This window comes from Xylanimonas sp. McL0601, assembly GCF_049852175.1.
Classification (GTDB): Bacteria; Actinomycetota; Actinomycetes; order Actinomycetales; family Cellulomonadaceae; genus Xylanimonas.
Map to the genome: position 1 here is coordinate 2,008,530 of NZ_CP187527.1, position 15,028 is coordinate 2,023,557.

Sequence of the window (15,028 nt, forward strand, 5' to 3'; positions counted from 1 at the left end):
GGGATCGGCCGACGACGCCGGCCGTTGAGAACCAGGAGGTACCCATGGCCGTCAACGGTTCTCCGCAGCAGTCTGGTCGTGTCCGCAGCCATCCGCTGCCGCCCGACGACTTCGACCCGCGCACCGCTTCGCAGGCGCAGCTCAGACGGCACGGGCTGCCGCAGCGACCCGACCCGGCCGTCCGGCCCGAGCTCGCCGAGCGCTGGGACCGCGTCTTCTCACGAAAGCTCACCTACATCACGCCCGAGCTCCGGCCGCTGCACGAGGTGCTTCCCGGCTTCCAGGCTCCCGAGCGCCCGCGTCTGCCCGTCCACCCCGAGGTGCGGGTCACCAACGGGATCTGGTCGGGCGCCGTCGTGCATTCGGCCAACGCTTCGCAGACGTTCGGCTGGATCACGGGGGAGTGGACGGTGCCGGATGTCGCGCACGCCGGCTCAGGTTCGGAGACCGACTGGTCGCTCGTCTGGATCGGCATCGACGGCATCAGCGACGTCACGCAGATCGGGACGGTCCAGTGGGTCTCGTCCTGGGGCCTCAAGCAGTGCTACGCCATCCAAGAGTGGTGGCCCGAGGGCTGGCAGGTGATCACGAACTTCCCGGTGACCTTCGGTGACACGGTGACCGGGCTGATCTGCATGACGTCGGTGACGGAGGCGTGGTTCAACCTGATCAACGTGACGAGCGGGCGGGCGGTGGTGGGCGTCGCCCTCGACGCCCCGGCCGGGACGAGCTCGCAGGAGAACCAGGCCGAATGGGTGGTCGAGCGGCCGGGAATCAACGGCACCGCGGCGCGGCTGCCCCGGTTCGGCGAGGTCTTCTTCGACGAGGCCTACGCCGGCCGCGGCCTGGAGTTCCTCGCCGACGCGGGCTCGGACACGATCATCGACATGGTGGAGGACGGCGTGACGGTCGCGACCACGACGGTCGAGACGCCGCGGCTCATCAAGGTCGCCTACACCGGCCCCTGAGCAATCAGGTGAGCGTCAACGGCAGCATCTTCGAACCCAGTGTCGCCCACCCTTCACGGAAGACCCGGACTAGCGAATACGCTTCCTCCCAGCCGCGTGGGCGAATTCGCGCCGCGCGGGCACTGCTTGGACGTCCGTCACGAGGCGGGCTCCGTCGTGAGGGTGGTGTCGCGTATGCCGATGGCTCTCGTGCCAGGCGTCGCTCGGCTCATGCTGGTCGGCTCGCACGCTCAACAGCCGAAGCAATCTTCCACGACCGCGCGCACCAAGGACGAGCTCCGAAGGCGATTCGCATCCGGCCTTGCGTGTCTCGTGCTTGGGCTCTCCACCACTTGCCTTCCTGGCTGCTCGCGGGAGCCGTGTTTTCCGGCGCCGCTGGAAGTCTCGTCTGCCGATGTGGCACCTGGCGACGAGATCGTCGTGTCTAGCGGTCGTCCAGACTGCAGACTGCGGCTATCCAGCGGTACGGAATACCGGTTGACTCTTGTGACGACGGAGCAGAGCTGGCCCCTCGGTACCGTCGCACCAGCATCGGACGGCGCGTTCTCCAAGTCGGTCACCGTGCCAGCGGAGTCACGGAAGGGAAGCGCAAAGATCTGGGTCGACGGAAGCCCGTACGACTGCCCCGTCAACGCTTCGTGCGTGGGCTATTACGTCACCGTTAACGTCATTGGTACATGACACCCTGGAAGCAAGTGTGCTTTCGAACGTTCCGCGACGGCTCACCCCTTCATGCCGGACATCGTCATGGTCGCGATGAAGTGCCGCTGGGCCGCCAGGAAGAACACGATCAGCGGCGCGGTCGCCACGACGTTCGCTGCCATGAGCAGCGACCACTGGGTTCGGCGCGTGCCCTGGAAGTTCGCGATCCCCAGCTGGAGCGTGAAGCTGTGCTCGTTGTTGATCGCGATCAGCGGCCAGACGAGGTCGTTCCACGAGCCGAGCAGGGTGAAGATCGCCAAGGTCGCCAGGGCGGGCTTGGCCAGGGGCAGCACGACGCGGAAGAAGACCTGCAGACGGCTGCAGCCGTCGAGGGCGGCGGCCTCCTCCAGCTCCGCGGGGATGGACAGGAAGAACTGCCGCATCAGGAAGATGCCGAACGCGCCCGCGAGCCACGGCACGATGGCCGCCCCGAGGCCGTCGAGCAGGCCGAGCCGGGCGAACATCACGTAGGTCGGGATCATCAGGACCTGGGTGGGGATCATGATCGTGGCCACGATGGCGAAGAACGACATGTTGCGGCCGCGGAAGCGCAGCCGCGCGAACCCGTACCCCGCCAACGAGCAGAGCACGGACTGCGCGATGATCGCGCTGACCGAGACGATCGTCGAGTTGAGCATCCAGCGCAGGGCGGGCGTCGTCGTGAAGAGCTGGACGAAGCCGTCGAGGGTGAGCCGCGACGGGAGCAGCGGTCTCGGGAACTGGACGAGCTCCGCGGCCGGGGAGACCGATGCCAGCACCATCTGCACGAGCGGCACCAGGAAGAGCACCGCCGTCGGGAACAGGAAGAAGTGCCAGCCGCTGATCCGTCGCCGCCGGCGCCGGGGCGCCGGGGCGAGGTCGGCGACGTCGACGGGCGGCGCCTTCACGGTGGTCGCGGTGGCCATCAGAATGCCTCCAGGTTGCGGCGCCGGGAGTAGACGACGATCCCGATGGTGATGAGCAGGGTCACGGCGAAGAGCGCGTATGCGGCTGCGGACCCGTACCCGAACTCGAGGGTGCGGAACGCCCGGTCCCAGAGGAAGTAGACGATCGTCTTCGTTGCGTCGAGGGGGCCGCCACGCGTCGTGGTGTAGACGAGGTCGAACAGCTGGATCGCGCCGATCGTCTGCCAGACGACGACGAACACCGTCACGGGCGACAGGTGCGGCCAGATGATCCGCCAGAACGCCTGCCACGGGTTGGCGCCGTCGATCTTCGCGGCCTCCGTGAGCTCGACCGGCACGTCCTGCAGAGCCGCGAGGTAGATGACCGTGGTGAAGGCCGCCTGCCCCCACAACGACATGATCGCGATGACGAGCATCGCCTGGCTCGGGCTCTCCAGCCAGCCCTGCTGCGGCAGGCCCATGCGCCGGAGCAGGTCGTTCGCGAGACCGAACTGCGGGCTGAACAGGTAGGTCGCGAGGATTCCGGTCGCGGCGGCGGACGCGACGAACGGGACGAAGATCGCGGTCCGGTAGAAGCCGATGAACCGGATCTTGCGGTTGAGGGCCACGGCGAGGAAGAGCCCCATCAGCGCCGATGCCGGGACGAACAGGACCGTGTACAACAGCGTGTGCTGCACGGCGTCCCAGAACGCGGTGTCGGACACCAGGCGGGAGTAGTTGTGCCCGCCGATGAACTTGGGGTCCGAGAAGCCGTCCCACTTCTGCAGCGAGAGGATGAACGACCAGACGGCCGGGAAGATCGACAGGCCGAGGACGACCACGGTCGCCGGGGCGATGAACGCCCAGCCCTGGAGGTTGTCGGCCCACCTGCGGGCCGCCCGGCGGCTGCCGGCGGGCACGTCGCCCGCCGGCAGCTCATCGGTCGTGGTGCTGCTCTGAAGAGCCACTTGCGAGTCCACTTGGCGCCCGCACTACTCGTTGGCCGAGGCCAGCGCCGTGTCGGCGGCCTTCTGGGCTTCGGCCAACGCGTCGGCCGGGTCTGCTTGGCCCTGGAGCACCTTGGAGATGGCCTTGCCGATCGCCTCGGAGAGGCCGACGTAGCCGGTGGCGGTGGGGCGAGCGGTCTTGGCGTTGGCGCTGTTGGCAGCCATCACGTCGAGACCGGGCAGGGCCTTGACCTGTGCCTGGAACTCGGGCGAGGCCTGCTCCGACTCGCGCAGCGGGAGATTGCCGAACGCGACGTTCCAGCGCAGGTCCTGCTCGGGCGAGGTCAGCCAGTTGAGGAGCTCGAAGGTCCAGTGGGCGCGGTTGACGTCATGGTGGTCCAGGGCGACCCACAGGTCCGGGCCCGACACCGTCTGATGGTTGCCGTCGATGCCGGGCAGCTGCACCACGCCGTACTTGGTGCCGGCGGTCTGGAGGTCGTGGAGCACCCACGGGCCCGACGTCTCCATGGCGATCCGGTTCGCGGCGAAGAGCTGGCCGATCTTGAGGTCGGTCTGGTCCAGGTAGAGGCTCTTGTCGTCCTGGGCCATCGAGCGCAGGAACTCGAGCGCCTCGACGCCCGGCTGGTCGGCGAACGCCGCGGTCTTCTGGTCGCTCGAGAGGATCGCCCCCCCGCGCTGCCACAAGTGCGGCCAGAACTGCCACGTCGTCTCCTCGGTCCCGGAGACCGAGTACCCGAAGCCGTAGGTCTGGGTCGCCGGGTCGGTCAGCTTCTTCGCCGCGGCGCGAAGGTCGTCCCAGGTCCAGTCGTCGGTCGGGTACTCGACGCCGGCGGCGTCGAACACCGTCTTGTTGTAGATGAGCGAGATGTTGTCGACGAGCGCGGGGAACCCGATGGTCTTGCCGCCGTTCGGCTGCGCCGTCGAGCGCGCCGCAGCCGTGAACTCGTCCCAGCCGACTGCGGGGTCCTTGACCTGCTCGGTGAGGTCGAGCGTCCGGCCCGACGCCTCGAGCTGGCTCGCCCACGAGCCGAACGCGTACGAGATGTCCGGGTAGTCGCCACCGGCGAACCCGGCGGACATCTTCTGGAGGAGCTCGTCCGTCGTCGACGCGCCGGGCTCGACGTCGATCGTCACGTTCGGGTGCGCCTTGGTGAAGTCCGCCGCGAGGCTCTTGAGCAGGTCGTGCGCGTCGTCGGCCTGGCCGGTCCACCACGTCAGCTTGACGGGTGCCGAGGTGTCGAGCGCGGTGGCTCCCTCGCCGGATCCGGCGCCGCACGCCGTGACACCTCCTACGACAGCGAGGGCGGCGACGGCGGCAAGCGCGGTCCGTCGGATTGATCGGGTGTTTCCCGGGCGAACGGTCATTGGTCGCTCCCAGCTAGGCAGTGGCTCGTCAGTGCGGGTGGCCCGCAAGGTGGATCGCCCGGGCCGGCGGCCCGGACGTCGCGGCGAGGACGTCGTCGGTGACGCCCTCGCCGCGTGGTGCGCGCGAGGATAGCGCGGCGAGGGCTACGGCAGCACAAGCTCCACGTCGCCGCCGAGGCTGCGGGGGAGCAGGGACTTGTGCGCGGTCGTCAGCTCGTCGCACAGGTCCCAGATCTGCTGTGGTGTCAGGGTGGACGAGGCGTTCCCGTCGACGAGCACGGCCTGCCGCACCGTGCGCGCGTCGCCGGTCAGGGCAGCCTCGACGGCGAGCTCGGCCACCGAGAGGTAGGTGCGGTTGAGGGCGGCGCCGGCCGTAGGGATCGCGCCGACGGCCTTCGGGTGGACGCCGTCGCGGTCGACGAACGCCGGGACCTCCACGGCAGCGCCCTGGGGAAGGTTGTCGATGAGCCCGGCGTTCGGGACGTTGGCGTGGATCCAGCGCTCCGTGCCGGTGAGCAGCGAGTGGATGATCTGCGGCGCGTACTCCGCGGCGTCATCCCCGTCCGGAAGGTCGAGGTCCTCCCCGGCGGCGAGACGACGGCGAGCCTCGGTGACCTCGGCGACGTTGCTGTCCGAGATCCCCAGGTACTGCAGCGGCTCGATGCGGTAATGGTCGATCTGCTCGTCCGAGCGCAGGAACCAGGACAGGTACTCCGAGGAGTGCTCGGAGGTCTCGGTGGGGTAGTACCCGATCCGCCGGTACATCTCGACGCGGACGCGGCGCTCCAGCTCCGGGTTCTCGGCGATCTTCGCGTCGAGCAGCGGGTAGAGGCTCTGCCCGTCCCGGCTCCACTCGGTGAGCCAGGCCTGGTGGTTGACGCCGGCCGCCGCGTACGTGGTGCCGTCGAGCGGGACCCCGATGAGCTCGTTGAGCCCGTGGACGGTCCAGAACACCGAGTGGCACAGGCCCACGGTCTTCACGGCGGGCGCCGCGATGGACCACCACCAGACGTTCATCGCCATCGGGTTCGTGTAGTTGAGCACCCAGGCGTCGGGGCAGACGTCGAGGACGTCCCGCGCGATCTGCGAGATCACGGGGAAGGTCCGCAGGCCGCGGAACACGCCGCCGACGCCGGTGGTGTCGCCGATGGTCTGGCGCAGGCCGTACTTCGCGGGAATCTGGAGGTCGACGTAGGTGGCGGCCACGCCGCCGACCTGGATCATGATGACCACGGCCGTCGCGCCGGTCAGCGCCTCGCGGCGGTCGAGGGTGGCCACGACCTGCAGCGGCTTGCCCAGCCGCGCGGCGACGTGCTCGGCCGTGGCGCGCGCGATCTCGAGGCGGTCGGGATCGATGTCGTGCAGCGCGATCTCCAGCGTGGGGAGGTCGTCGTAGCGCAGGAGGTCCACGAGGAGCTGACGGGTGAAGACGGCGGAACCCGCGCCGAGGAACGCGATGCGTGTCATGGGGTCAGATGATTGGCGCATCCGGTCAACCTGCGCAACCATCTGAGCGAATCTGAGATACGTTGATCACTCTGATTGATCACTTGTGGAGGCTGTGGATGACCACCGACACGCCCGTCATCGAGGCCGGGTCGCGCAAGCGAAGCAGGCGCTTCGTCCAGATCCTCGATCTGGTCGCCGAACGAGGCACCGTGTCCGTTCCCGACCTGGTGGCAGCCCTCGGGATCTCGCCGGCGACCGCGCGCCGCGACCTCACCGAGCTAGCCGAGCATCGGCTCGTCGTGCGCACCCACGGCGGGGTGACGGCGCTCGACCACGGGGTCTCGGAGCTGCCGCTGGAGCTGCGCAACACCCGGTTCCCGGACGCCAAGTCGGCGATCGCCCGCGCGGTCGCGGTGCGCATCCCGCACGAGCGGCACGCCGTCGCGTTGTCCGGAGGGACGACGACGGCCCGCGTCGCCGTGGAGCTGACGAGCCACCAGCTGCTCACGATCGTCACCAACTCGCTGACGATCGCGGAGCTCATCCACACCTATCCGGCGCTGCGGGTCGTCGTCTCCGGTGGTTCCCTGCGGCCGCAGTCGCTCGAGTTCGTCGGGCCTGTCGCCGAGCGGACGTTCGGCGCACTGAACGTCAGCACCGCGATCCTCGGTGCCGACGGCATCGCCGCGAGCGCGGGCGTGACCACGTACGACGAGACCGAGGCGCGCACGAACAGGGCGATGGTCGGCAGCGCCCAGCGGACCATCGTCGTTGCCGACGGCTCGAAGATCGGTCGCGTGACGCTGGCGCAGATGGTCCCGCTCGACCACGTCAGCACGTTGATCACCGACACGTCCGCGGACCCGGAGGAGCTCGAGCGCATCCGGTCGACGGGCGTGGAGGTCGTTGTCGCCTGATGTCAACGCGGGTGGCCAACTGAGCAGTTGGGTCGCTCGAAGTGAGCGGTTGGCTCAGAAATGTTGACCCATCACGGCCCGCGCTCCTAACTTCGGCCTCGCAAGCGCGCTCGATTGGTCGTCTGACCGAGTGCATCTGCGCGAATGAGCGATGAAGCTCCTGCGCCCGGTGCACCAATCAGTTCTGGAGGGGCATCCCATGGCAAAGACGAGGGTGGCGACATGACCGACGCGTTCCAGCGCGTACTCGACCTGCACAGTGCTGTCGAGGACGCCGTCGTGACCGATGCTTCGCCTACCTTCGTCCCGACCGACGCAACCGTGACCAGCGACCGGGCGGGGGCGACCGGCCGGGAGATCGCCCAGCAGCCGCAGGTCTGGCGCCAGGTCGCCGCTGACATGGCGGACCGGCGCGACACCGTCGAGCGGTTCCTCCGCCCGCTCCTCGCGGTCGAGGACCTCCGCATCGTCATGACGGGAGCCGGCACGTCCGCCTTTGCAGGGCAGCTGCTGGCACCCGCGCTCAGCCGCCTGCTCGCGCGCCGCGTCGACGCGGTCGCGACGACGGACATCGTCTCGAATCCGTACGAGGCGTTCGCCGAGGACGTGCCCACCCTGCTGGTCTCGTTCGCGCGCTCGGGCGACAGCCCGGAGAGCGTCGCGGCGACGGCCCTCGCCGACCAGTGCCTGACGGCCGCGAGCCACCTGATCGTCACGTGCAACGCCGACGGGACGCTCGCGACGACCCACCGCGGCAGGGCGGGCTCGCTCGTGCTCCCTATGCCGCCGCAGTCCAACGACGAGGGCTTCGCCATGACGTCCAGCTTCACCTCGATGGTGCTGGCTGCCTGGCTCGCGCTCGTACCGGACGCGCTGGACTCGGGGGTGTCGAGACGGCTCGCGGACGCCGGCGAGGCCGTGCTCCGCGAGCACGCAGGCGACGTCGCGGCCCTCGCCCCGCGGCGCTACGAGCGCGTCGTCTACCTCGGCAGCGGACCCCTGGCCGCACTGGCCCGCGAGTCGGCGCTCAAGGTGCTCGAGCTGACCTCCGGCCTGGTCGTCAGCTACTCCGACTCCCCGTTGGGCTTCCGGCACGGGCCGAAGTCGGTCGTCGACGACCGCACGCTCGCGATCGTCTACTTGTCGAACGACCGGTACACCCGCCGGTATGACGAAGACATCGTCGCGGAGCTCCGGCTCCAGATGGGGGCGGCGAACGTCGTCGTCGTCGGCGTCCCGCGGGGCGACGAGTCCGACGACGACCAGATGTGGGCGATCGGGGGGCTCGCCGAGGATCCCGACGCGATCGCCGGCCTGGCGTTCGTCGTCGTGGCTCAGCTGCTGGCGATGAACGCCTCGCTCGAGCTGGGCATCACTCCGGACACCCCGTCGCCGTCGGGCGCCGTCAACCGGGTGGTCAAGGGTGTCACCGTCCATCCGTTCGACAGCGGGCGGTGACCATGTTCCTCGGGGTCGACGGCGGGGGCACGAAGACGGCTCTCTGCCTCGTCACGCAGGACGGCGCGCTCGCGGGGACGACCCAGACGCGGAGCTCGTACTACCTGGGCAGCCCGCAAGGGACACGCCTGGTCAGGGACGTGCTCGAGGAGGGCGTCGGCGAGGTGTGCCGGCAGGCCGGCATCGCACCCGACGGCGTCACCGACGCGTTCTTCGGGCTCCCCGCCTACGGCGAGGCCAGCGCGGATCTCCCGGCGCTCGACTCGATCCCGGGGGAGGTGCTCGGCCACGACCGGTACGCCTGCGGCAACGACATGGTCGCGGGCTGGGCCGGCTCGCTGGGCGCGGAGGACGGCATCAACGTCGTCAGCGGCACCGGCTCCATCTGCTACGGCGAGCGCGACGGACGGCAGGCACGCGTCGGCGGCTGGAGCGAGCTCTTCGGTGACGAGGGGTCCGGCTACTGGATCGCCGTCCGCGGCCTCGAGGCCTTCTCGCGCATGAGCGACGGGCGGCTGGACCCCGGCCTGCTGCTGGACGCCGTGCGCGACCACCTGGGGATCGCCGCCGACCTCGATGCCATCGGCGTCGTGCAGAACGAGTGGCAGGGTTCCCGGACCCGGGTTGCGGCGACGTCGCGCGTCGTCGCGCACGCCGCCGACCTGGGCGACCCGGTGGCGCGCGAGATCCTCGCGCAGGCCGCCGCGGAGCTGGTGCTCCTGGTCGAGACTGCGGCCGCTCGGCTGGGCTTCGAGGACGAAGAGGCCGTCCCTGTCTCCTACTCGGGCGGGGTCTTCTCGGCGGACGTCGTCCGGCACGAGTTCGTGCGGCTGCTCGGCGCGGCTGCGCGGCGCTACGACCTGCGCGAGCCGCTGTACACGCCGTCCGTCGGGGCGGCCCTTTATGCGGCACGCCTCGCCGGTCGTCCGCTCGCACAGGCGGGTCGCGACCGGCTGCTCCGCCAGACCTGGCCGGTCGTCTCGAACCCACCGTCGCGACGACCCACCTGATCAGGGGACGTGAAGGTACCCATGGACATCGAGGAGCTGAAGGATCTCCGGCTGCGCGACTTCGTCCCGCGCCCTACCGTCCGCCTGCCGCAGAGCACGGTCTACCGTGCGTCCACGCCCGCCGTCGACGCCCACAACCACCTGGGCAGATGGCACGACGGCGACTGGCGGGTCAAGGACGTGCCCGCGCTGGTCGGGCTGATGGACGAGTGCAACGTCGCCACCGTCGTCAACCTCGACGGCTGCTGGGACGACGAGCTGGAGACAAACCTCGACCGCTACGACCGTGCCCACCCCGACCGCTTCGTGACCTACTGCCGTGTCGACTGGAGCCAGACCGCGGTACCTGGCTGGCCCGACCGCGTCGCCGCGTCGATCGTCGACTCGGCGTCCCGCGGTGCCAAGGGGCTGAAGCTCTGGAAGGACATCGGGCTCCGGCTGCGGGACGAGAACGGTGAGCTGCTCTTCCTCGACGATCCGCGCCTCGAGGGAATGTGGTCGGCACTCGCCGACACCGGACTGCCCGTCGCCGTGCACACCGCCGACCCTGCCGCCTTCTTCGAGCCGATGGACCAGCACAACGAGCGGGTCGAGGAGCTCCTGCGGCATCCCGACTGGCGCTTCATGGGCCCGGAGTTCCCCCCGCTGCCGCGGCTGCTCGACGCGCTCGAGTCCGCAGTCGCCGCGCACCCGGACGTGACCTTCGTCGGGGCGCACGTCGGCTGCTACGCCGAGGACCTCGACTGGGTCGACCGGATGCTCACGACCTACCCGAACTTCGCCGTCGACATCGCCGCCCGGATCGCGGAGCTTGGGCGGCAGCCACGCCGCACCCGCAAGCTCATCGAGGACCACCCCGACCGGGTGGTCCTGGGTACCGACGTGTCGCCGCCGACGGCGGAGGACTACGCCACCTACTTCCGCTTCCTCGAGACGGCGGACGAGTACTTCCCGTACGACACGTCCGAACCGCCAGGTAACGGGAGGTGGCGCATCTCCGCGCTCGACCTCTCTCCGGAGCTCGCTGCGGCAGTCATCGGTGACAACGCGCGGCGTCTCATCCCGGCACTGCACGACCACTCCGGCATCGCCTGAGCAATGAGCTCTCGTCCTGGCACGCTTCATCGGAACGCTTCCATCGTCGGCATCACGGGTCTGGTCGCGGCGCGCGCTGAGTCTCGCGTCCGCGGACGCGTAGAACCGTCCCGGCCTGCGCTTCCGTTCCGGGGCGTGAATACGACGCGGCGCCAAAGCGCCACGCCCATGACCTTCCGCACGGATCCGGCGTCGGTGAGGGTGAACCCACCTACCACCCTCGACCGAGGAGTCACCGTGTCCCACCCCTCGCTGCAGCCGCGCCCCGCGCGCGGCAGACGGCGGCCGCGGGCCCGCCGGGCGGTCGCCCTGGCCGCGTCGCTCGCGCTCGCCGGGCTCGCCCTGTCGTCCGCGGCCACGGCTTCCGCCGCGGCCCTGCCGGCGACGTCTGTCGCCGCAGCCGCCCCGGCGCCGACGCCGACGCCGACGTCGCAGACCACTGACGGCGTCACCACGCCCGCCGCGCCGACCGCCGAGCCGGTGTGCGGCGCGGCCGAGCCCGGCCACATGACGTGCTTCTCGGAGCGCCGGACGGACTCCCACGTCGCCCACCGCAAGGGCGTCCAGCGCCGGGCCAACGGCGACCTGAACGCGACCGCCGTCGACGGCTTCGGCCCTGCGGACCTGCTCTCCGCCTACAACCTGCCGGGAGATGGCGGCGCGGGCACCACGATCGCCATCGTCGACGCCTACGACAACCCGAAGGCCGAGGCGGACCTCGCCGTGTACCGCCAGCAGTTCGGGCTGCCGGCCTGTACGACGGACAACGGCTGCTTCCGCAAGGTCGACCAGCGCGGCGGAACCGTCTACCCGGTCTACGACGCCAACTGGGCGGGGGAGATCTCGCTCGACGTCGACATGGTCTCCGCGATCGCTCCGCGCGCCACCATCCTGCTCGTCGAGGCGGACTCGAACTCCGACGCCGACCTCGGCGCGGCCGTGAACATGGCCGTCACGCTCGGTGCGGGCTACGTCTCCAACTCGTGGGGCGGCTACAGCGACTCGGACGCCAACCTGGCCGACGACGCCGCGTACTACGACCACCCGGGCACCGCGATCGTGTTCAGCTCGGGCGATGACGGCTACGGCGTGTCCTACCCGGCCGCGTCGCCGTACGTCACGGCGGTGGGCGGCACGTCGCTCGTCAAGGACTCGAGCGCCCGCGGCTGGTCGGAGTCCGTGTGGAGCTCGGGCACCGCCACGCGGTGGGGCGCGCCCGGCTCGGGCTGCTCGCAGGTGGAGCCGAAGCCCGCCTATCAGCACGACGACGGCTGCGACGGCCGCTCTGTCGCCGACGTCTCGGCGGTCGCGGACCCGGTCACGGGCGTCGCGGTCTACGACTCCAACAGCCAGACGGGCGGCTGGAACGTGTTCGGCGGCACGAGCGCTTCGGCGCCCATCATCGCCTCGACGTACGCGCTCGCGGGGCCCGTCACTTCGGGCACCTACCCGGCGTCGTACCCGTACGAGACCCCGTCGGCGCTGCACGACGTCACCACGGGTGACAACGCCAGCTGCGCCTTCGGCGTCCCGTGCGGCTTCCCGATCGCGCCCGACTGCTCGCCGTCGTACGAGTGCCAGGCCAGCGCCGGCTACGACGGTCCCACGGGCCTGGGTACCCCCGACGGCCTGCTCGCGTTCAAGCCGGGCCCCCACGGCACCGTGACCGGCACGGTGACCGACGCCACGACGGGTGCCGCCGTCGCAGGCGCATCGGTCGCGCTCGGCGCGTTCGCGACGTCGAGCCGCGCCGACGGCGCGTTCGTGCTCGACGTGCCGCCGGGCGACTACACGCTCAAGGTCTCGGCGTTCGGCTACGCCACGGCCGACCTCGGCACGCTGCATGTCGCCGACGGCGACGCCCTGACGCCGAAGGTCACCCTGACGCCCGTGCCGTCGCAGACCGTCAGCGGCACGGTGACCGACGGCGGCGACCACGGCTGGGGCCTGTACGCGCGCATCAGCGTGGACGGCGTCCCGGGCACCGCCTTCACGGACCCGGCCACGGGCGCGTTCTCGCTGCGCTTGCCGGCGGGCGCCACCTACACGATCCGGGCCACCGCGCTCTACGCCGGCTACCAGGCGGGCAGCGCCGACGTCGCGACCTCCGGCGACGGCCAGCGCGCCGGCGCGGCCCCGGTCACCATCGCGCTCCCGCTCGACACCACGGGCACGATGGCGCCCGGCTACCACATCGGCTACGGCCCGGGTGGCGGCGCGCAGACCTTCGACGCCGCGGCGACGCCCGCGGACTGGTCGGTCGTGACCGCCACGGGCGCCGCGGGCTGGAACTTCACCGACACGCTCAACCGCGGCAACCAGACCGGCGGCACGGGGCACTTCGCCCAGGTCGACGACTACGCGCTCGGGTGGGGCTCGGTCGACACCTCGCTCGTGAGCCCGGTCTACGACCTGTCGGCCCAGACCGCGCCGCTGCTGACGTTCGACTCGGCGATCGCCGTCGGGCTGTCGGACCAGACCGAGGACGTCGACGTCACGACCGACGGCGGCGCCACGTGGTCCAACCTCTGGCACAAGGGCTACGAGCCCGGCGGGCACGACCACGAGGAGCTCTCGCTCGCCGGCTATGCCGGCCAGGCCTCGGTCCAGCTGCGGTTCCACTTCATCGGCTCGCTCGCGGGCTACTGGGAGGTCGACGACGTCACGGTGGGCGCCCGCACGCTCGTGACCGACGCCGGCGGGCTCCTGGTGGGCTCGGTGACCGACGCGAACACCCGTACCGGCGTGCTCGGTGCGGTCGTCTCGACCACCGGCGCCGCGCCCGTCGCCGCGCAGACCGTCGCGACGCCGTCGGACCCGGCCCGCGCCGGGGGCATGTACTCGCTGTTCGTCCCGGGCGCCGGTCACCAGCGGTTGACCGCGGGCCTGCCCGCGTTCGGGTACCCGACCTCGACCGGCTCGGCGAGCCTCAAGGCCGACCACGTGACGAGTGCGGACCTCACGGTGAGTCCGGCAAGGCTCGAGCTCAAGACCGCCGCGGTGGCGAAGCAGGTGCCGTGGGGTGCGAGCGCCACGGTCGACGTCACCGTGCGGAACAAGGGCGCCACACCGGCGAGGATCTCGCTCGGCGAGCAGGCCTCCGAGGCCACCGGGACCCCGGACGGCGCCGCGTGGCGGCAGCTCGCCGACGCCCCCGCGGGCTCGGAGGGCGGCGTCGCCGGCACGCTCGACGGCGTCCTGTACGCGGGCCTCGGCGAGGCCCCCGGCGGCCAGTGGAGCACGGCGTTCTCGAAGTACGACCCGGCGACGGCGGCCTGGACGCCGCTCGCGAAGCCGGTCACGCCGCGCCTCTTCCCCGCCTACGGGTTCGTGCGCGGCAAGCTCTACGTCGCGGGTGGCCGCGACACGGCCGGCGCGCCCATCGCGGGCGGCGAGGTCTACGACCCGAAGAGCGACGCGTGGTCGGCCATCGCGCCGATGCCGCACCCGTACCTGGCGGCGGGCTCCGCCGTCGTCGGCGACAAGCTGTATGTCATCGGCGGGTGCGAGGCGCAGTCGTGCGGCACCACCGAGGTGCAGGTCTACGACCCGGCCACGAACACCTGGTCTGCCGGCCCGTCGTACCTCGAGCCGATCTCCTACCCGGTGTGCGGCACGATCGACGCGAAGGTGTACTGCTCGGGCGGCGCGTATGAGCCTGGCGAGGGCTCGACGACCGACTCGAAGGACACGTTCGTGCTCGACCCGACCGCCAAGGAGTGGACGCAGCTTGCCTCCGCGCCGCTCGACCTGTGGACGGCGGCCGGCACCACCGCCGACGGCAAGCTGCTCGTCGCGGGCGGCCGGACCGCGTCGACGAACATCACGAGCGACAAGGCGTGGGCGTACGACCCGGCGACCGACGCGTGGTCGGCGCTGCCCGACCTGCCCGGCCCTGTCGAGTCGGCCGCCTCAGCGCCCGGCTGGTTCGTGGTCGGCGGCGTCAACAGGTACAACGTGCCGCAGCAGACGGTGCTCGAGCTCGCCGGCTACGACGGCGCCCACGCGGACGTGGCGTGGCTCGGAGAGCAGGCCGACACGCTGACGATCCCCGCCCACCAGGCGGTCACGGTCACGCTGACGCTCGACGCGTCCGGCATGGGTCCGGCCGACGCCGGCGCGCACCACGCCGCACTCGTCGTCGACGCCGACACCCCGTACGGGTCGCTGACGCTGCCCGTCGAGATGGACGTCGTGGCGCCGCACTGAGCT

Annotated in this window: 10 protein-coding genes; 6 read left to right on the top strand and 4 right to left on the bottom strand. The window is 70.9% G+C overall.

Annotation, left to right across the window (positions count from 1 at the left end; all coding sequences use genetic code 11):
• Positions 1 to 44: 44 nt before the first annotated feature.
• Positions 45 to 968, top strand: coding sequence for a G1 family glutamic endopeptidase (locus ACO4JP_RS09190; RefSeq protein ID WP_425953386.1), 924 nt, complete (start codon positions 45 to 47; stop codon positions 966 to 968).
• Between the two features lie 722 nt (positions 969 to 1,690).
• Here ACO4JP_RS09190 and ACO4JP_RS09195 read toward each other — a convergent pair.
• The 4 genes from ACO4JP_RS09195 to melA all read right to left on the bottom strand — a co-directional run bounded on the left by ACO4JP_RS09195 (position 1,691) and on the right by melA (position 6,354).
• The gene (locus ACO4JP_RS09195; protein ID WP_425953387.1) at positions 1,691 to 2,575 is read right to left on the bottom strand and encodes a carbohydrate ABC transporter permease; all 885 of its coding nucleotides are present in this window, start codon (positions 2,573 to 2,575) and stop codon (positions 1,691 to 1,693) included.
• Positions 2,575 to 3,522, bottom strand: a complete 948-nt coding sequence (locus ACO4JP_RS09200) for a carbohydrate ABC transporter permease (RefSeq protein ID WP_425953388.1) — start codon at positions 3,520 to 3,522, stop codon at positions 2,575 to 2,577. The genes ACO4JP_RS09195 and ACO4JP_RS09200 overlap by 1 nt, the downstream gene beginning before the upstream one ends.
• A gap of 24 nt (positions 3,523 to 3,546) precedes the next feature.
• On the bottom strand, positions 3,547 to 4,887 hold the full coding sequence (locus ACO4JP_RS09205; protein ID WP_425953389.1) for an ABC transporter substrate-binding protein: 1,341 nt from the start codon (positions 4,885 to 4,887) through the stop codon (positions 3,547 to 3,549).
• A 144-nt stretch (positions 4,888 to 5,031) separates the two neighbouring features.
• Positions 5,032 to 6,354: an alpha-galactosidase gene (gene melA, locus ACO4JP_RS09210; RefSeq protein ID WP_425953390.1), complete on the bottom strand. Its 1,323-nt coding sequence runs from the start codon at positions 6,352 to 6,354 to the stop codon at positions 5,032 to 5,034.
• Between the two features lie 98 nt (positions 6,355 to 6,452).
• Here melA and ACO4JP_RS09215 point away from each other — a divergent pair, with 98 nt between their 5' ends.
• From ACO4JP_RS09215 to ACO4JP_RS09235, 5 genes are all read left to right on the top strand, one after another.
• Complete coding sequence (locus ACO4JP_RS09215) at positions 6,453 to 7,253, top strand: DeoR/GlpR family DNA-binding transcription regulator (protein WP_425953391.1); 801 nt, start codon at positions 6,453 to 6,455, stop codon at positions 7,251 to 7,253.
• Positions 7,254 to 7,475: 222 nt separating this feature from the next.
• Complete coding sequence (locus tag ACO4JP_RS09220) at positions 7,476 to 8,711, top strand: SIS domain-containing protein (protein WP_425953392.1); 1,236 nt, start codon at positions 7,476 to 7,478, stop codon at positions 8,709 to 8,711.
• A 2-nt stretch (positions 8,712 to 8,713) separates the two neighbouring features.
• Entirely contained in the window at positions 8,714 to 9,721 is a 1,008-nt protein-coding gene (locus tag ACO4JP_RS09225) for an N-acetylglucosamine kinase (RefSeq protein ID WP_425957081.1), read from the top strand.
• A 21-nt stretch (positions 9,722 to 9,742) separates the two neighbouring features.
• On the top strand, positions 9,743 to 10,816 hold the full coding sequence (locus ACO4JP_RS09230) for an amidohydrolase family protein (RefSeq protein ID WP_425953393.1): 1,074 nt from the start codon (positions 9,743 to 9,745) through the stop codon (positions 10,814 to 10,816).
• A gap of 237 nt (positions 10,817 to 11,053) precedes the next feature.
• On the top strand, positions 11,054 to 15,025 hold the full coding sequence (locus ACO4JP_RS09235; protein ID WP_425953394.1) for a Kelch repeat-containing protein: 3,972 nt from the start codon (positions 11,054 to 11,056) through the stop codon (positions 15,023 to 15,025).
• Positions 15,026 to 15,028 lie beyond the last annotated feature (3 nt).

Excerpts from the sequence above, each read along its gene's own strand:
- ACO4JP_RS09215 (WP_425953391.1), top strand. The coding sequence starts at position 6,453 with ATGACCACCGACACGCCCGTCATCGAGGCCGGGTCGCGCAAGCGAAGC.
- melA (WP_425953390.1), bottom strand. The coding sequence starts at position 6,354 with ATGACACGCATCGCGTTCCTCGGCGCGGGTTCCGCCGTCTTCACCCGT.
- ACO4JP_RS09205 (WP_425953389.1), bottom strand. The coding sequence starts at position 4,887 with ATGACCGTTCGCCCGGGAAACACCCGATCAATCCGACGGACCGCGCTT.
- ACO4JP_RS09195 (WP_425953387.1), bottom strand. The coding sequence starts at position 2,575 with ATGGCCACCGCGACCACCGTGAAGGCGCCGCCCGTCGACGTCGCCGAC.
- ACO4JP_RS09190 (WP_425953386.1), top strand. The coding sequence starts at position 45 with ATGGCCGTCAACGGTTCTCCGCAGCAGTCTGGTCGTGTCCGCAGCCAT.
- ACO4JP_RS09230 (WP_425953393.1), top strand. The coding sequence starts at position 9,743 with ATGGACATCGAGGAGCTGAAGGATCTCCGGCTGCGCGACTTCGTCCCG.
- ACO4JP_RS09220 (WP_425953392.1), top strand. The coding sequence starts at position 7,476 with ATGACCGACGCGTTCCAGCGCGTACTCGACCTGCACAGTGCTGTCGAG.
- ACO4JP_RS09225 (WP_425957081.1), top strand. The coding sequence starts at position 8,714 with ATGTTCCTCGGGGTCGACGGCGGGGGCACGAAGACGGCTCTCTGCCTC.